Source organism: Pseudonocardia endophytica (assembly GCF_004339565.1).
Classification (GTDB): domain Bacteria; phylum Actinomycetota; class Actinomycetes; order Mycobacteriales; family Pseudonocardiaceae; genus Pseudonocardia; species Pseudonocardia endophytica.
Window position 1 is genome coordinate 1,740,567 of record NZ_SMFZ01000001.1, and the last position, 17,098, is coordinate 1,757,664.

Consider the following 17,098-nt stretch of genomic DNA (forward strand, 5'->3'; position numbering starts at 1 on the left):
AGGAGATGGGGAGAACGTGAAGCTCGCTGGGTGCGTCGGCTGGCCGGAGGACGTCGCGCGGCGCTACCGCGCCGAGGGCTACTGGACGGGACGCCCGCTCGGTGCCCTGCTGCGCGATGCCGCGCGGCGGGTCCCGGAGCAGACGGCGCTCGTCGACGGCGCGCGGCGGTTCACCTACGCCGACGTCGACGACGCCGCCGACCGGCTCGCGTCCGGGCTGGACGGTCTCGGGATCGGGCCGGGTGACCGGGTGCTGGTGCACCTGCCCAACGTCGCCGAGTTCGTGACGCTGTTCTTCGCGCTCGCGCGGCTCGGTGCCGTGCCGGTGCTGGCGCTGCCCGCGCACCGGGAGACCGAGATCCTGCACCTGGCCGAGCTGTCCGGGGCCGTCGCCTACGTCGTCCCGGACGTCCACACCGGATTCGACCACCGCGAGCTGGCCCGGACGGTCGCGGCGCGGGTCTCGTCCGTGCGCCACGTCCTCGTCGTCGGCGACGCCCAGGAGCACACGCCACTGTCCGCGGTGGACGGACCGGCGCGGGAGCGACCGGACCCGGACCCGTCGGACGTCGCGGTCCTGCTGCTCTCCGGCGGCACGACCGGCCTGCCGAAGCTCATCCCGCGCACGCACGACGACTACACCTACAACGCCGTCGCCAGCGCCGAGGTGACCGGGCTGGACGCCGGGACGCACTACCTCGCCGTGCTGCCCGTCGCGCACAACTTCCCGCTGGCCTGCCCGGGCCTGCTCGGCACGGTCGCGGTGGGCGGAACCGTGGTGCTGGCGCCGTCCGCCGACCCGGAGACGGCGTTCGGGCTCGTCGCGGCCGAGCGGGTGACGGTGACCGCGCTGGTGCCGCCGCTGGCGCTGCTCTGGCTGGAGGCGGCCGAGTGGGTCGACGCCGACCTGTCCAGCCTCGAGGTCCTGCAGGTCGGCGGCGCGCGGCTGAAGGCGTCCGCAGCCGAGCAGGTCGGGCCGGCGCTGGGCTGCCGCCTGCAGCAGGTGTTCGGCATGGCCGAGGGACTGCTGAACTACACCCGCGCCGACGACCCGCCGGAGATCGTCGCGGACACCCAGGGCCGCCCGCTCGCGCCCGCCGACGAGCTCCGGTTCGTCGGCCCCGACGACGAGGACGTCGCCCCCGGCGAGGTCGGTGAGCTGCTGGTCCGCGGCCCGTACACGATCCGCGGGTACTACCGGGCCGAGGAGTACAACCGGTCCGCGTTCACCCCGGACGGCTACTACCGCTCCGGTGACCTGGTGCGGCGGCTGCCGAGCGGGCACCTCGTCGTCGAGGGCCGGATCAAGGACGTGATCAACCGCGGCGGCGAGAAGGTGCCGGTCGAGGAGGTGGAGAACCTCCTGCTGACCCACCCCGCCGTGCACGACGTCGCGCTCGTCGGAATCCCGGACGAGTCGCTCGGCGAGCGCACCTGCGCGTGCGTGGTCCCGCACGGCGACCCGCCGACGCAGCGCGAGCTCGCCGCCCACCTGCGCGCGGCCGGGCTCGCCGCGTTCAAGATGCCGGACCGGCTCCGGGTGCTCGACGACCTGCCGCGCACCACGCTCGGCAAGATCAACCGCAAGCTCCTGGCGGAGCAGGTCTCCGTCGTCCGGACGGTGGGCTGACCGTGCCGAAGCCCCTGGTCCCGCTGCTCGTCGCGGTCCTGGTCCTGTTCTCCGCGCAGCAGCTGCTCACCCCGGTGCTGGCCCCGCTGTCACGGGAGCTGGCGCTCACCGAGACCCAGCTCGGCCTGGTGATCACCGTGGCCGCGCTGATGCTCACCGTCGCCAGTCCACTGTGGGGCCGAGCGCTGGACCGGTTCGGGCTGCGCACCGTGCTCGTCACCGGGCTCGTGCTGGCCACCGCCGGCCTGGCCGGTTTCGCCGTCGCCTCGGCGGCGGGGCTCGCGCAGGCGACGACGCCGACGGTCACGTTCACGCTGATCCTCGCCACCCGCAGCCTGCTGTTCGGCATCGGCATCGCGGCCGTCCCGGTCGCCGCGCTGGCCGCGGCCAGCGCCACCACCAGCACCGAGGCCGACCGCACGAAGGTCGTCGGCCTCGTCGGTGCCGCGCAGGGGCTCTCGCTCGTGCTGGGCCCGGCCGTGGGCGGCTTGCTCGCGGTCGTGTCGCTGATGCTGCCGCTCTACCTCGCGCCGGTGCTCACGGCCCTCCTCGTGGTGTGGGTGCTCGCGACGGTCGCGCGGATGCCCGCCCGCACCGAGCGTCCGGCGCGCGCCGGTGTCCGCCCGTGGGATCCGCGCGTACTCCCTCTGCTCGTGGTGGGGTTCCTGCTCTACCTGTCGCTGGGGCTGGTGCAGGTGGTCGTCGGGTTCCTGATCGCCGACCGGATCGGGCTGGACCCGCAGGCCACCGCCGGCGCCACCGGCGTCGCGCTGTTCGCCGCGGGCATCGTGCTCGTCGGTGTGCAGGGGGCGCTGGTGCCGAAGCTCGGCTGGCCCGCGCTGCGGCTGATGCGGGTCGGCATCCCGGTCGCCGTCGCGTCGTTCGTGCTGCTGCTGTTCGCCGGCGCCCTGTGGTCGGTCACCGTCTCGTTCGCGCTGCTGGCGCTGGGGCTCGGACTGGCGATCCCGGGGTTCACGGCCGGCGCGTCACTCGCCGTCGGCCCCGAGCAGCACGGCGCGATCGCCGGGTTGGTCACGGCGACGACCGGAGCCACGTTCATGGTCGGCCCCCTCCTGGGGACCGTTCTCTACGAACTCGTGCCCTCCGCACCCGTCGTGGCGTCCCTCATCGCCGCACTGATCGCGTGGGGCTTCGTGTGGACCCCGCTGAGCCGGCGTCCCCGCGGCTACGCCTCGGCGGGTCGCTAGTGCCTCGTCAGGCACCGTTCGTCAGGTGGTCGGATCTACGCTTCTCCTGCCGAGCTGTGGGTTTGCGCCTCCGCTCAAGCGAGGCCCGTTCGCTCTGCACCCCCACGATCCATGCCGCGACGACGGCCGGTTCGGCTCCCGAGTCGAGCGCCGCCCGGTAGCCGGCGAGCTCGTTGTCGTGGCCCAGCGAGACGTCCTCGACGTCGATCAGGACCTCGTCCTCACGTTGCTTGTTGCCTACCTGGCGGCCCGTGTAGCGCGGGTCGAGCAGGATCGCGCGGACTTGGCGCCGCCCAGATACTCGGCGAAGATCCGCGTAACGACCGGGGCCGGTGATCGGATCGGGCCGGGTGAGCCTCAGCTGACGACGTCGGCACGGTGGCCTCGACGACGAGCACCGTGCCCGCCGCCTCGGTACGGCCGATCCGACCGCACCAGGCCTAGCAGTAGAAGTGCGGCGAGCGGGGCGGCGGCGGTGGCGGCGAACCCGACGGCGCCGTGTGCGGCGTGCAGAGGCACCCAGACCAGCGGCGCCAGGGCACCGCCGAAGAACTGGAACGACAGGGCGAGCGACACTGCGCCGGCCCGGTTCGTGTCGGTGCTGGTGGTGGCGATGGAGTTGATCGTGGTGCGCAGCCCCGTCACCGCGATCCCGACCGCCGCGATGCCGGCGCCGAGCAGCACGACGCCCGAACCGAACGCGGCGGTGACCAGCCCGGCGGCCAGGAGCAGGTTCATCAGCACGCCGGTGCGGCGCGGGCCGATGGCGTCGAGCCGACGGCCGAGCAGCGGCGCCGCTGCCAGCCCGGCCACACCGAACGCGGCCGCGAGCAGCCCGCGCTGCCAGGGCCCCAGCCCGAAGTCCTCCTCGGCGCGCAGGATCGACAGAACGGTGAGCCCCACGGCGGCGAGGTAGCACAGGAACGACAGCGCGCAGGCGACTGCGAGGTTCCGGTTCGCCAGCGCCCGCACCGACGGCGGACCGGCGGGCCGGTCGTGCGCGGTCATCGTCGGCGAGAACAGCGCGAGTGCCACGGCGACTCCCGCGGGGAACACGAACGCGAGCCGCCAGTCCAGGACCGCGGACGGCCCGCTGACCAGCGGGCTGGCCGCCTGACCGGCGGCCTGCATCCCGGCGAACAGACCGAGGGCGCGGCCCAGGCGGGCACGCGGCACCAGGTCGGTGATCGCGGCGACCAGCAGCGGCGTCGTGAACGCGTTCGTGGCGCCCTGCAGTGCGCGAGCGGCGAGGAACCACCCGATGTCCGGGGCGAGCGTGCACAGTGCACAGGCCAGGACGAAGGCCAGCAGGGACACCCGCATGGTGCGGGCGCGGCCCCAGCGTTCGGCGAGGGTGCCGGAGACGAGCATGAGCGCCGCGAACGGGAGCATGTACGCGGTCACCGCGACAGCCGCCAGCTCCGGCGTCGAGCGCAGGCCCTCGGCCACCTCCTGCACCATCGGCGTGACCATCGTGCTGGCGTAGGGCCCGAGGAACCCCCCGACGTACAGCGGCCACGCCCGGACGCCCGGACGTGGCCGCACGACCGCGGTGGCGGTCTCAGACATGCACGAGGTTGTGCACCACGGAGTCGAAGCTGTTGCTGTCCTCGACGAGCCCCCAGGACACCATCCAGTCGAACGTGCGCTGGAACTGCGCCTGCGGGTACGGCGCCGGGTCGACGTAGCGCAGCCTGCCCAGCGGGATCTCGTGCGGCTCGACGGTGCCGAGCTCGGGCGGGATCTCGGCGGTCAGATGGTGCAGGTACGGACGCGGATCCTCGTTGATCGTCGCCACCGCCCGGACGACCGCCCGGTTGATGCGTGCGTACGTCTCCTCGTCGACCTGCGGGCTCGCGATCTCGGCGCCGACGTAGAAGGCCTCGGCGAGGATCTTGTAGCCCTGCTTCTCCGCAAGGGTGATCCACGGCTCCATCAGCGCCGCGGCCTCGACGGTGCCGTCGCGCAGCGCCTCGAACCGGACCTGCGGGCCGCCGTAGTGCGCGACCGAGATCTCCTCGCGAGGCAGGAACCCCTCCAGGGTCTGGAGCGCGACGTAGTGCGAGCCGTGATGGAAGTTCACCGCGACCGTCACACCGGCGAGGTCCTGCGGGTGGGTGGCCGGGTGGTCGCCGCGGACCATGATCGCCTGCCCGTTGACGGCGGCACGCTTGCTCACCACCCGCCCCCCGACCGTGGTGTCCTGGGTGCGGCGGATCTGGCCCCACTCGCACGCCCGGTAGAGCGAGGCCTCGCCGCTCTCGAAGTGCGACTTGGTGGAGCCGAACGAGCTGAGCAGCTCGTGGTCCTCCAGCGGCGAGATCCCGGCCCTCGCGTAGTCCTTCGTGACGAACTCGACCTCGACACCCTCGTCGTCGAAGTAGCCCTCGTCCTTGGCGACGAGCTGGGGCAGGGAGAACACCAGGGACAGCAGCTCCATGGTGACCTTGGGGCGGTCGGGCATGACGGTTCCTCTCGTGGGACGGCGCGGCTCAGGCGAGCGCGGAGACGATGCGTGAGTGCAGGTCGAACAGGTGGGTGTCCTCGGCCGAACGGGGCCGCTCGCGGTCGACGCGGTACTCGGCCGCGACGGACGCGGGACGCCCGGCGAGAACGATGACGCGGTCGGCGAGCAGTGCCGCCTCCAGCGGGTTGTGCGTGACCAGCAGCCCGGTGCGCGGGCGCTGCATCCACAGGTCCTGCAGGAGCAGGCGCAGCTTGCGGGCGGTGAGCTCGTCGAGCGCGCTGAACGGCTCGTCGAGCAGCACGAGATCGGGCTCGACGGCGAACGCGCGGGCGACCGCGACGCGCTGCCGCTGGCCGCCGGACAGAACGCTCGGATAGGACCCGGCGTAGTCGGTCAGTCCGACGGCGGCGAGCGCCGCGTCGGCGCCCGCCGGATCCAGGCCTGCTGCCTCGAGCGCCAGCACGACGTTCTGCCGCACCGGGAGCCAGTCCAGCAGGCGGGGCTGCTGGAACACCACGCCCAGGCGCGGCTCTCCGATGTGGACGGACCCGGTGTCCGGGGTGACCAGTCCGGCCACGACGTGCAGCAGGGTGGTCTTCCCGGTACCGGACGCGCCGACGACGGCGACCAGCTCCCCCTCGTCCACCGTGAGGGAGAAGTCCGCGAGGACGGTCTGGGGCGCGCCGCTGCGCGCGTCGACGAACGTCTTGCCGACGCCGTCGAGCCGCACCTCGGTCACCGGGGCGCTCACACCGACACCGCCTTGCGCCACCGGCTCGCCCGCCGTTCGAGACCCTGCAGGACCCCGTACTCCAGGACGGCCATGACCACCGCGAACAACAGCGTCCAGGCCAGCACGGCGGCGACGTTCTGCGCGGCGAACGCGTTGTTGAGCTGGTATCCGACGCCACTGGACATACCGAAGACCTCGACCAGCACGATCACCTTCCAGCCCAACGACAGGCCGAGCCGGGCGCCGGCGAACAGGGACGGGGCGAGCGCGGGCAGCCAGAGCCTGCGCAGCCGGGTGGCACGGGAGAAGCGGTAGACGTACGCCATCTCCAGCAGATCAGGGTCCACCGACCGCACGCCCTGGTAGACGGTGAGCACGAGCGGCGGCGCCGAGGACAACGCGACAGCGGCGACCGGGTTGACCAGCTCGATCCCGAACCAGATCACGCAGAGCAGCGCCCAGACCAGCCCGGGGATGGTAAGTCCGAGCAGCACGGCGGGCTCGAAGAACCGGCGGGCGATCTCGTTGCGCCCCATCGCGAGCCCGACCGCCACGGCCACGACGAACGCGAGCGCGAATCCGAGCGCCACCCGGAGCACGGTGATCCCCAGCTGCTCGGCGAACGACCCGTCCGCGACGATCTCGACCAGCTCGGAGCCGATCTCGCCGACACCGGGCACCAGCACGCTGTCCAGCAGCACGGACATGAGCTGCCAGGCGGCGGCGAGCAGTATCAGGAACGCCAGTGCGGGCAGCCCCGCCCGCAGCCAGCGGCGGCGCAGGCGGGCGGGGGCCGGGACCGCCGCCGGTTCGACCCGGGAGGGCCGGAGGTCGGTGGCCGTCATGCCGGTGCTCCCAGGTCGACCCACGGCACCTGCGTCGGCTGAGCCTTGACCAGGCCGACCTTCTGCGCGACCTCGGTCTGGCGGCGCAGGTTCGCGAATACCGACTCGCCCCACTGCACCGGGTAGACGTCGCGCATCCGGGACGGCAGCAGATCGATCGCGGCCTTCTCCGTGGCCGGGATGCCGTAGGACTCGTGCAGCTCGGCGAGCACCTGTGGCCGCTCGGAGATGATCTGGTGCGCACGCTGGCGCAGGCTCGCCAGCGCGGCGGCGGCCGCGCGGTTGCTGTCCACCCAGGCGCGCGTGGCGCCCTGGCCGTTGAGGAACAACGTGTTCGGGTCCTCGCCCGTGCCGTGGGCCCACAGCTCGCCGACGGTGGCGATCTGACGGGCGCCCTTGGCGACGAGCCGCGTCGCGTTGGGCTCGATCGTGACGATCGCATCGACGTCACCGCGGTCGAGCAGGGCCAGTCCGGCGAGGACCGCACCGGGGAAGAGCTGGTGGTCGGCGGTCAGGCTCCCGCCGTTGACGGCCGCGGCGAGCTGGGCGGAGCGGAACGCGTCGCTGTTGTTCGGCGGCGTCGCCACGCGCTTGCCGCGCAGGTCGGCCGGAGTGCGGTACGGACTGTTCTCGGGCACCAGCCATCGGACGTGGTTGTTCAGGCTCGTGCTGAAGATGACGACGTCCGAACCGGCCTCGCCGGCGACGACGGCCCCGAGCGGTCCCATGCTGGCCACGTTGAGCGCTCCGGAGAGCAGCTTGTTCTGGACGTCGCCGGGGCCGGTGCCGGCGACGTAGGTCAGGTCGAGGTCGCCGACCAGGCCGTTCTGCTCGCTGATCGGACGGATCACCGCGCCGGCGGTTCCGGCCTGGGTGTCCTCGACGCGGGCCTGCAGCGCCGTGCCTGCAGCGGGTTCCGCACCGCCGCAGGCGGCGAGCAGCGAGGTGCCGGCGAGACCGGCGGCGCCGAGCAGCGCGGCGCGCAGCACGGCCCTCCGGTCGAGCTGCAGGGGTTGTGCGGGCATGACGACTCCGGGTGTCGGGGCGGCGCGTCGGGGCACGCCGGATCGGACCGTCTGCACACGACGCAGCGGCCCGCGTGGGGGTGGAAGAGGGCGGGACTCAGTGCCCCGGACACACCCCGCCGTTGATCAGGCAGAGGTCGATGTGGCGGCGCCGGGTCAGCAACCGCACCAGGCCGGCGGGGGCCGTCACCGCATGGCCTTCAGGGTCTCGTACCCGGACCGGCCGTCCGTGAGACGCCAGGAACGCATCCAGGCGTAGGTCTCGGTGAAGCGCCGCTCGGTGAACGGCGCGATGTGGGTGTAGCGGTAGTAGTCGGGGCGCAGGTCCGAGGGGTCGAGCCGGTCCCCGGCCTCGGCGGCGATCAGGGGTGCCCAGCGCGGACGGTCGGCGTTGATCAGGTCGACGGCCTTGTCCACCGCGCCGCGGTACGCCTCCTGCTGCGCCGCCGTCAGGTGCGGCGCGACGACCTGGGAGCCGCGGTAGGCGTAGGTGCCCAGCACGTGCGCACCATGGGTGAGCGCGACGCTGAGGAACGGCTCCATCAGCATCGTCGCCCGGCACTCCCCCGACAGCAGCATGTCCAGGCGGGCAGCCGGCGGGCCGCCGTGCACGAGCTCGATCCGCTGCCGGGGCACGGTGCCCTCGAGCAGGTGCAGCGCGGTGTAGTGCGAGCCGGTGAACTCGTTGATCGTCACCGGGACCCCGGCGAGGTCGTGCGGTTCGTTCAGATGGTCGTCGGTGCTGACGAGCGCCTGGGACACGACGGCGGCGCGCAGATGCCCGATCCGACCGCCGCGCGTGTCCCGCTCCAGCCGGTCGATCCCGCCCCACTCGCAGACGTTGTAGACGTCCGCCCGCGCAGCCGTGAACTGCGACTCCTTGTGCCGGGCAGCCGGATTGCGCTCGGTGTCGGCCGAGCGGTCGGCCGCATCCTGGAACCGCACGGCCAGTCCCGCGGCGTCGAACAGTCCCTCCCGGACCGCGACCATCTCGGGAAGATCGAAGACGACGTGGTTGGGCGACACCACGATCTCGCCGTGCTCCGCGCCCATACCTCTTCCGTCCTCACGATCGGGTGGTCCGAGCGTAGGCACGCCTGTCGGCTGGGGTCAACAGATCTTTGCGGGATGCGAGACACATTCGCGCATCGTGGAAACGCCGGTGGGATGTCGCTCAGAACTCACCGAACGCTATCGACACCGGCAGGCCCTCCAGGGCGTCGGCCGCCGAACGTACGACCGCCCCCAGCTCGTCGAGCCGCTCCTCGAGCAGCCTGCTCGACGGACCCTGGATCTCCACACCCATCCGGACGATCTCGGTTGCCCCGACCACCGGTGCCGCCACCGCGCGCAGCGACGGGTCGTGCGGGTCATCGAGTACGGCGTACCCACGGAACTGTGTCGCGAGCAGGTCGATCTCCGCAGCCCATGTCTCCGGTTCGCCGCGGCCGGTGCGCGTCAGGATCTCCGCCGCCTGCCCGACCGGGTCGCCGCCGAACGCGACGATCGCGCACCCGATCGCGGAGTCCAGCAACGGGACCCGCGCACCGGGCTGTCCGGTGTAGCGGAGCATCCGGGTGGAGGGCACCGACAGTAGGACGAGCACATCGTCGCCACGACGCATGCCGATGCTCGCCGTCTCCCCGGTGCGGTCGGCGAGCTCCTTCAGCACGTCCGCGGCCTCCGGCACGCCGGACGCGCCGAGACTCTTGCGCGCCAGCCGCAGCAGCAGCGGTCCCGGCAGGAAGCGCTCCGAACCGGCCTCTCGACAGAGCAGATTGCCGGACACGAGCGTGTGCGCCAGCCGATGGGCCGTCGAGACGGTCACCCCGGTGACCTTCGCGATCTCCGTTGTGGTCAGACCGCCGGCACTGTCCACGACGACACCGAGAACCGCCGCGGCCCGGGCCACCGACTGGATCTCCGAACCGCGCGCGCCCTGCTCGGACCCACGCGCCGCCGACCCGACGGTCCTCCTCGGTGGTGACTCCGGCACCGCAACACCCTAGCCCCGGGAACGACCCGCACACCCGCGGCGAGGAGCCAACTCCGTGCCCGCGCGTTCAGAGGATGCCGGCCTCTCGTGCCACGACGACCGCTCGCGTCCGGTTGCGCACGTCGAGCTTGCGCATCGTGGTGTGCAGGTAGGCCTTCACCGTGTCGACGGTGATGCCGAGCCGGGCGGCGATCTCGGCGTTCGTCGAGCCCACCGCCACGAGTCGGAGCGCCTCCAGCTCACGGGGCGCCAGGGACGGGGCGTCGGCACCGGGACGAGGCGTGCCGGTCCGGCCCGACAGTCTCCTGTGGATCCGGGCTAGAGCGGCGCGGAGGGCCGGGTCCGCCGTCGTGCGCGCGATGTCCGCGAGCTCACCGAGCGCGCTCGTGTACGAGGCTGAGTCCGACGGTCCGGGCGGCGGCGCAGGCGCCGGCCTGTCCAGCAGAGACACGACATCGCGGGAGATGGTCGAGGCGACCGCGTCGGCGTTGCGGAGCGCCGTGTCCCCGATCCGCCCGTCGTCGCGGACCGCGCCGTACATGACGCCGCGCACCGTGCCGTGCACGAGGAGCGGGTACGCCAGGATCGACGTGAGCCGCTCGTGCTCGACGACCACGTGGTCGTAGTCGTGGGTGATGCCCGACGTCGAGGCGTAGTCGTGGACCCGGCACGGCGTCATTCGAGCCATCGCGGCGCCCCCTAGCCCGCGTCCGGAGATGACGCTGAGCAGACGCAGGGAGTCGCTGAGAGTTCCCCGCAGGTGGCTGATCGTCAGCAATGGTCCGTACTGGGCCGAACGGGCGGCGCCGCCGAACACGACGGGGAGTCCGGTCAGCCTCTGCAACTCGCCGAGGCGACGTGGGAGGACCGTCTCCACAGCCCGGGCGATCGTGTCGTCCTCGATCACGTGTCCTCCCGTTCGGGCGGGCGTCCATGCCCGCGTGGACCAGCTATCACATCGTAGTGAACGGTCGGCGGGAGGATGCTCGTTCTTCCGGGCCGCTGCCGACCACGATGCGTATGGTGCCCGGGCGGGCAGATCGCCGAACACCAACTTCAGTTGGTAGCGGGCCCCGATCCGATTCGCGACTCTCCAGCAGCCCCTGTCGGTGACCCGCTCGACGAGGAGCCACGAATGCCGATGCCCCGGTGTTCGACCCGATGCTGCGTCAGACGCACGACCGGGCGCCCGAAGCACGAGTCCGCGACGACCGCCGCGCCATCGCGCGCTGATCCGCCCATCCCCTCCGGAGGCCATCTCCATGCCGACCAATCACGACATCTACCGTGAGGCTCGCGACCGGCTGGTCGCGCTACACGGCGACCACCAGAAGGCGGTGACCGACTTCGAGTGGCCGGCCCTACACGGTCCGTTCCAGTGGGCCCACGACTGGTTCGACGCGATCGCCGACGGTGACGGGCGGACGGCCCTGCACATCGTCGAGGAAGACGGGAGTGAGGGCTCCTGGACGTTCGACGGGATGCGGCGCCGATCCAACCAGGTCGCCCGCTGGCTGGCCGGCCACGGAGTCCGCCGCGGTGACAGCGTGCTGATCATGCTGGGCAACAGGGTCGAGCTGTGGGAGTCGATGCTCGCGGTGATGAAGCTCGGCGCGGTGATCATGCCGGCGACCACGGCCCTCGGCGCGACGGACCTGCCCGACCGGATCGACCGCGGAGCGGCGAAACACCTGATCGTCGAGTCCGCGAGCGCCTCGAAGTTCGACGGGCTGCTCACCGGTCCCCGAGACGGCACCACCACGATCGCCGTCGGCGGCGGCGTCCCGGGATGGCTGGACTACGAGGACTCGTACCGGTGCGACGACGGGCCCGTCGAGCATCCTGGCACCGTCGCCGACGACCGGTTGCTCCTCTACTTCACCTCGGGCACCACGAGCCGGCCCAAGCTCGTCGAGCACACCCAGGCCTCCTACCCGGTCGGGCACCTGACCACCATGTACTGGCTGGGACTGACCCCCGGCGACATCCACCTCAACATCAGCTCCCCCGGCTGGGCCAAGCACGCCTGGTCCTGCTTCTTCGCACCCTGGATCGCCGGGGCGACGATCTTCCTCTACAACTACTCCCGCTTCGACGCCACCGCGCTGCTGACCAACATCCGGGACAAAGGCGTGACCACGTTCTGCGCACCGCCCACGGTGTGGCGCATGCTCATCAAGGCCGACCTGTCGGATGGGCCCGGTTCGCTGCGCGAGGTGATCGCCGCCGGGGAGCCGCTCAACCCGGAGATCATCGACCAGGTGCAGCGACAGTGGGGACTCACCCTGCGCGACGGGTTCGGCCAGACCGAGACCACGGCCTCGGTGGGCAACACCCCGGGCTCGGCGGTCAAGCCCGGATCGATGGGCCGACCGCTGCCCGGCGTCCCCGTGGTCCTGCTCGACGAAGCCACCGGCGAGCCCTCGGAAACCGAGGGTGAAATCTGCATCGACCTCTCCCAGCGCCCCACCAGCCTGATGACCCGCTACCTCGACATGCCTGACAAGACGGCCGAGGCGATGCACGGCGGCTACTACCACACCGGCGACACCGCCGCCCGTGACACCGACGGCTACCTGTTCTACGTCGGACGCACCGACGACGTGTTCAAGGCCTCCGACTACAAGATCTCCCCGTTCGAGCTGGAGAGCGTGCTCATCGAGCACCCGGCCGTGCTGGAGGCCGCCGTCGTGCCGCAGCCGGACCCGGTGCGGCTGGCAGTGCCCAAGGCCTACGTCGCCCTGGCTCCTGGCCACGAACCGAACCGGGACACCGCCCTCGCAATCCTGCGCCATACCCGCGAGAACCTCGCCCCCTACCTCCGGATACGACGGCTGGAGTTCGCCGAGCTTCCGAAAACGATCTCCGGAAAGATCCGCCGCGTCGAGCTTCGGAAACGCGAACAGGACCAGGCGGACACCGTCATGACCTCGGAATGGCGCGACGACCAGTTCCCGGAGCTGAAGTCCTGATTCACCCGGTTCACCTGCTGCGCGCGGCCGACCGAGATGCCATGGACCCGACCCTCGCCTGGCGCTGCGGCGGTTCTTCGGACGGCTGCCGTACTTCGACGTCAAGTCCGGGTACCGGTCATGCCGAACGGGTGGCCGAGCGCGATCGCGCCGCCGGAGACGTTCACCGTGTCCTCGTTGATGCCGAGTGCGCGGGCCGATCCCAGGACCTGGACGGCGAACGCCTCGTTGATCTCGATCAGATCGACGTCCATGATCGTCATCGCGGCCGAGGCACGTGCTCGCCGCGACGCCTCGATCGGCCCGATACCCATCCGGTTCCCCGCGCCGCAGCATTGACACAGCAGGTCGTGTGGCGTCGGGCCGTGGACAGTCACGATGTCAGCGGACCCCGCCGCAAGTCGGCGTTGAGATCGGTTCAGTCCGACTTGGGCGGGTGCACGCTACTGGGCTTCCATCGTTGTGACCGTGCTCAGGCGGTCGGAGCGGTCTCGTTGGTGATCACCCAGAACTTCTTCACGTACGCGGTCTTCGAGGTCCAGGTGACCGGTGTCCCCGAGGCGAAGCCGATGATGTCACCGGCCTCGAAGTCGAACTCCTCGCCGGTGTCCTCGTTCACGACGTGCACCTGCCCCTCCAGGAGCAGGATCGTCTCGTCGCCGAGCGGGGCGGTGTAGCGGGTGGTCCCGGTGCCGTCCGGGTTGCAGCCGGCCACCCCGACCCCGGTGCGCCACAGCCCGCACTTGTAGGTGCCGGTGGAGCCGGTGTCCCGGATGGTGAACAGCTCCCCGAAAGTCTGGTGGCCGTGTTCCGGCTCGTCCCACTCGAACGGCGTCCACGTGCCCGGGTCGTCGCTGATGTTCGCGACGACCAGGTGGTCGGTCTTGGTGGCGGGGTTCGGGCTGTCCCACATCACCCAGAACTTCTTCAGGAACGGGCTGTGGATCTCCCAGTGCAGATCGACGTGCTTCGGGTGGCTGATGATCGTGCCGGCCCCGATGCGGTGCTTCCTGCCGGTCGCGGTCTCGGTGATGTCGGCGGTCCCCTCGAGGATCACCATCGTCTCGTCACCCAGGGGCGCGGAGTACACCACCTCGCACGAGCCGTCCTCGCGACAGCCGGCGATCTCGTACCCGGTCCGCCACAGGCCGGACATGAGCGTGCCGGATGTCCCCTCCGGACGGACGACGACGACCTCTCCCTTCACCTGCGAGCCGTGCCTGGGGTCCTCCCACTCGAACGGCGTCCACTCGTCCTTCGGTGGGTTGGCGTTGCGGTTGCCGTGGTACAGCGCCCGAGTCGTTGCTGCGGTCATCTCCTGCTCCTCTGTCTGGTGGGTGGCGGCCGGCGCGGCGGTGTCGCCTCGACGACCTGGTTGTCCGGTGTTACTTCCGTGGCCCGCGCGTCGACTACAGCGGCGCGTTGACCCAGTCGGTGCCCGCACGCAGCGAGTCGTCCAGATTGATGCTGACGTGCTTGACCTGGGTGTATCCGTGGACGGCTTCCAGTCCCTCCTCTCGCCCGGTGCCGGACTGCTTGTGCCCGCCGTGCGGGGTCATCGGCAGTTCGCCGAACCAGTCGTTGATCATCACGCCACCGACCTGCAGCCGTCGGGCGGTGGACAGCAGCCGCTTGATGTCGCGGCCCAGCAAGCAGGCGAACAGGCCGTAGATGCTGTCGTTGACGGCCTCGACCAGCTCGTCCTCGGTGGTCCACAGGTGCACCGACGCGACCGGGCCGAAGATCTCCTCGCGGGCGATCCGGGCGTCGTGCGGAACGTCGACGAAGACCGTCGGCTCGATGAAGTAGCCGCCCTCGTCGAGGCCGTCCGGTCGCCCGCCGCCGTAGTGCAGGGTCGCTTCGGACTTGCCGATCTCGATGTACTCGCGGACCCGGTCGTACTGCTTCTGCGACACGAGCGGACCCATCTCGGTGTCCTCGGCGAACCCGTCACCGATCCGGGTGGACCGGAGCCGGTCGGTGAGCTTGCCGAGGAACTCGTCGCGGACGTCGGCGTGCACGAACAGCCGGGTCCCGGCGACGCAGACCTGTCCGGTGTGCGAGCAGAAGCCCTGGACGGTCGCCTCGACGGCGTCGTCGAGATCGGCGTCGGGGAACACGACGGTCGGGCTCTTGCCGCCGAGCTCGAGGTTGATCTGGGCGACGTGGTCGGCCGCCAGCTTCGAGACGGTCCTCCCGGTCTCGGTGGAGCCGGTGAACGTGATGCCCGCGACGTCCGGGTGCGCGGCCAGCGACGCGCCCGCTTCGGCCCCGTAGCCGGTCACCACGTTGAACACGCCGTCCGGGAAGCCCGCCGCGCGTACCAGCTCGGCGAACTTCAGCGCCGACAGAGAGGTGTCCTCGGCCGGTTTGACGACGACGGTGTTGCCCAGCGCCAGCGCGGGGGCGATCGAGCGGACCATCACCAGCAGCGGGTAGTTCCACGGCACGATGTGCGCGGTGACGCCGAGCGGCTCGAGCAGCGTGAACGACAGCTTGTTGCCCGGCACCTGGATCGTGCGGCCGCCGACCTTGTCGGCCAGGCCCGCCCAGTAGTCCAGCCACAGCGGGATTGCTCCCACCAGTTCCCGGGCCTTCGCCAGGTAGTGGCCGGAGTCGAGGGCTTCGATGCGGGCCAGCTCGTCGGCGTGCTCGGTGACCAGCCCGGCCAGTGCGCGGAGCAGCCCGGAGCGGGCGATGGTGTCGGTGAACTGCCATTCGACCGCCGCGCGCCGGGCCGCGGCGACCGCCCGGTCGACGTCGGTGCCGTCTGCCCGGGGGACCTGCGCGATGGTGTCGCCGGTGTTCGGGTCCACGGTGGGGAAGGTGCCGCCGGCAGCGGCCGTGACGAACTCGCCGTCGACGAACATCGCGACGTGATCCACGGTGCGGGCTTCCGGGGGAAGCGTCAGCGCGTGCGTGAGGGACATACGAACCTCCTCGTCGGACCGTCGAGCGACGGTCTCGGTTCCGGGTTGTCCGGCTGCGTGCTGTGCCCGCGGACGAGCCGGTGCCCGGATCCGGCACCGCTCCGCTCGGGGCCGCCGGCCGGGAAGTGGGGGCCGGAGTGCTCCAGAGCGGCGGACGGTGCAGCAGGGCACCGAGAACATGGAGGAGGCCCTGTGACGGGGTCAACAAGAAGTTCGGTTGTCGCAGCTCAGCGTTCCACATCGTGGTCGGACTGACCGGACTCCGACGTCTAGCTAGTCGTGATCTCGATGGAGGGCACGATCAGCAGTCCACAATATGGACTTCTGGACTCCTACTGCTCGCTTCGGCTCAGGTGCTCGACCTCGCGCTTGAGCAGCGTCTCCAGCCATCGCTCCCGTTCGGGCTGCATCCGCGAGCTGATCGTGGCGATGCCGAGCGCTACCACCGGGTCCCCCTGCCGGGCGGGGACGACCAGGCTGATGCCCGCCGAGTCGTCGACGACCAACCCGCGGTTGATGGCGACGCCGTGGCGCTCCCTGGCGGCCGCGACCAGACCGAGGACGACGTCCGGGGTCAGGTGCGGATGCTCGCGGACCACCTCGTGCTCGTTGGCCGCCACCGCTGCGGCCGCGACCTCCGGCGCGAGCGCGGCGAGGAAGGCGAGCCCGGCCGCGCCGACGCCGAGCGGAAGCCGGTCGCCGACGTGCAACACGTGGCTGCGGATCGGCCACCGTCCCTCCTCCCGGTGCACGCACACGTGGTGGTGGTGCCGGCGGATCGACACGAAGGCCACGTCCTCCGACGCGCCCGCGAGCCGGGTCGCTGCCGCCACGGACTGCTGCTGGACGCCGTAGCGCAGCTCCGCCGCCGCGCCGACCACGTACGACTCCGGCCCGAGGCGATACCGCCGGTCGGGAGCCTGCTCCAGGTAGCCGGCGTGCAGGAGCTCGGCGAGCAGCCGGTGTGTCGTCGGCCTGGCCAGGCCCGTCTCCTCGGCGATGGCCGCCACCGACAGGCCGCCGCGGCGCTCCCACCTCGACACCAGTGACAGCAGGTCGAGAGCGCGGCGGACGCTCTGCGACCCGGGTCGGGCTTCCGCCCCGGCCCGTGTCTTGTCCTCTACATTGTGGAATGGTCGTCTCCTGGAAGTCACAGGCAGAAAGATAGATATCTCCACCGCAGCAAGACAATGCTCACGATGTGGAATATCGACGTGCGCGAACAAACCCGCGGATTGACGCGCACGTCAGCCGGGCCGCAGCGTCTGACGCCGGACGACGGAGTCAACCGC

14 protein-coding genes and 1 pseudogene are annotated in these 17,098 nt (G+C 71.4%); 3 read left to right on the forward strand and 12 right to left on the reverse strand.

The genetic code is table 11. The annotated features are described in order from the left end of the window. Positions 1-16 precede the first annotated feature (16 nt). Entirely contained in the window at positions 17-1,630 is a 1,614-nt protein-coding gene (locus EV378_RS07695; protein ID WP_243653336.1) for a (2,3-dihydroxybenzoyl)adenylate synthase, read from the forward strand. Positions 1,631-1,632: 2 nt separating this feature from the next. Further along, entirely contained in the window at positions 1,633-2,838 is a 1,206-nt protein-coding gene (locus tag EV378_RS07700) for an MFS transporter (protein ID WP_165922187.1), read from the forward strand. Between the two features lie 357 nt (positions 2,839-3,195). Here the strand turns inward: EV378_RS07700 and EV378_RS07710 are convergent, their stop codons facing one another. The 8 genes from EV378_RS07710 to EV378_RS07745 all read right to left on the reverse strand — a co-directional run bounded on the left by EV378_RS07710 (position 3,196) and on the right by EV378_RS07745 (position 10,811). Then, positions 3,196-4,407, reverse strand: a complete 1,212-nt coding sequence (locus EV378_RS07710) for an MFS transporter (RefSeq protein WP_132422161.1) — start codon at positions 4,405-4,407, stop codon at positions 3,196-3,198. Continuing rightward, positions 4,400-5,302, reverse strand: a complete 903-nt coding sequence (locus EV378_RS07715; protein ID WP_132422163.1) for an ABC transporter substrate-binding protein — start codon at positions 5,300-5,302, stop codon at positions 4,400-4,402. The genes EV378_RS07710 and EV378_RS07715 overlap by 8 nt, the downstream gene beginning before the upstream one ends. Before the next feature lie 28 nt (positions 5,303-5,330). After that, positions 5,331-6,056 carry an ABC transporter ATP-binding protein gene (locus tag EV378_RS07720; protein ID WP_243653337.1) on the reverse strand — a complete coding sequence of 242 codons (726 nt, stop codon included), beginning with the start codon at positions 6,054-6,056 and terminating at the stop codon, positions 5,331-5,333. After that, a complete protein-coding gene (locus EV378_RS07725) occupies positions 6,053-6,883 on the reverse strand; it encodes an ABC transporter permease (RefSeq protein ID WP_207908596.1) in 831 nt (276 codons plus the stop codon). The genes EV378_RS07720 and EV378_RS07725 overlap by 4 nt, the downstream gene beginning before the upstream one ends. Then, the gene (locus EV378_RS07730; RefSeq protein WP_132422167.1) at positions 6,880-7,908 is read right to left on the reverse strand and encodes an ABC transporter substrate-binding protein; all 1,029 of its coding nucleotides are present in this window, start codon (positions 7,906-7,908) and stop codon (positions 6,880-6,882) included. The genes EV378_RS07725 and EV378_RS07730 overlap by 4 nt, the downstream gene beginning before the upstream one ends. Before the next feature lie 186 nt (positions 7,909-8,094). After that, on the reverse strand, positions 8,095-8,961 hold the full coding sequence (locus EV378_RS07735) for an ABC transporter substrate-binding protein (protein WP_132422169.1): 867 nt from the start codon (positions 8,959-8,961) through the stop codon (positions 8,095-8,097). Between the two features lie 121 nt (positions 8,962-9,082). Further along, entirely contained in the window at positions 9,083-9,904 is an 822-nt protein-coding gene (locus tag EV378_RS07740) for an IclR family transcriptional regulator (RefSeq protein ID WP_132422171.1), read from the reverse strand. A gap of 67 nt (positions 9,905-9,971) precedes the next feature. After that, positions 9,972-10,811, reverse strand: a complete 840-nt coding sequence (locus tag EV378_RS07745) for a helix-turn-helix transcriptional regulator (protein ID WP_132422173.1) — start codon at positions 10,809-10,811, stop codon at positions 9,972-9,974. A 355-nt stretch (positions 10,812-11,166) separates the two neighbouring features. Between EV378_RS07745 and EV378_RS07750 the strand changes: the two genes are divergently transcribed. Continuing rightward, positions 11,167-12,876 carry an AMP-binding protein gene (locus EV378_RS07750; RefSeq protein ID WP_132422175.1) on the forward strand — a complete coding sequence of 570 codons (1,710 nt, stop codon included), beginning with the start codon at positions 11,167-11,169 and terminating at the stop codon, positions 12,874-12,876. Positions 12,877-12,983: 107 nt separating this feature from the next. Here the strand turns inward: EV378_RS07750 and EV378_RS07755 are convergent. From EV378_RS07755 to EV378_RS07770, 4 genes and pseudogenes are all read right to left on the reverse strand, one after another. Continuing rightward, positions 12,984-13,190: pseudogene (locus EV378_RS07755) on the reverse strand (acetyl-CoA C-acyltransferase); the annotation flags it as partial. Between the two features lie 158 nt (positions 13,191-13,348). Continuing rightward, entirely contained in the window at positions 13,349-14,191 is an 843-nt protein-coding gene (locus tag EV378_RS07760; protein WP_132422177.1) for a cupin domain-containing protein, read from the reverse strand. Positions 14,192-14,285: 94 nt separating this feature from the next. Next, positions 14,286-15,806 carry an aldehyde dehydrogenase family protein gene (locus EV378_RS07765; RefSeq protein ID WP_132422179.1) on the reverse strand — a complete coding sequence of 507 codons (1,521 nt, stop codon included), beginning with the start codon at positions 15,804-15,806 and terminating at the stop codon, positions 14,286-14,288. Between the two features lie 332 nt (positions 15,807-16,138). Further along, positions 16,139-16,984 (reverse strand): IclR family transcriptional regulator, encoded by an 846-nt coding sequence (locus tag EV378_RS07770; RefSeq protein ID WP_341540437.1) that lies wholly within the window; start codon positions 16,982-16,984, stop codon positions 16,139-16,141. Positions 16,985-17,098: the final 114 nt, after the last annotated feature.

Excerpts from the sequence above, each read along its gene's own strand:
- EV378_RS07710 (WP_132422161.1), bottom strand. The coding sequence starts at position 4,407 with ATGTCTGAGACCGCCACCGCGGTCGTGCGGCCACGTCCGGGCGTCCGG.
- EV378_RS07715 (WP_132422163.1), bottom strand. The coding sequence starts at position 5,302 with ATGCCCGACCGCCCCAAGGTCACCATGGAGCTGCTGTCCCTGGTGTTC.
- EV378_RS07725 (WP_207908596.1), bottom strand. The coding sequence starts at position 6,883 with ATGACGGCCACCGACCTCCGGCCCTCCCGGGTCGAACCGGCGGCGGTC.
- EV378_RS07730 (WP_132422167.1), bottom strand. The coding sequence starts at position 7,908 with ATGCCCGCACAACCCCTGCAGCTCGACCGGAGGGCCGTGCTGCGCGCC.
- EV378_RS07735 (WP_132422169.1), bottom strand. The coding sequence starts at position 8,961 with ATGGGCGCGGAGCACGGCGAGATCGTGGTGTCGCCCAACCACGTCGTC.
- EV378_RS07750 (WP_132422175.1), top strand. The coding sequence starts at position 11,167 with ATGCCGACCAATCACGACATCTACCGTGAGGCTCGCGACCGGCTGGTC.
- EV378_RS07760 (WP_132422177.1), bottom strand. The coding sequence starts at position 14,191 with ATGACCGCAGCAACGACTCGGGCGCTGTACCACGGCAACCGCAACGCC.
- EV378_RS07765 (WP_132422179.1), bottom strand. The coding sequence starts at position 15,806 with ATGTCCCTCACGCACGCGCTGACGCTTCCCCCGGAAGCCCGCACCGTG.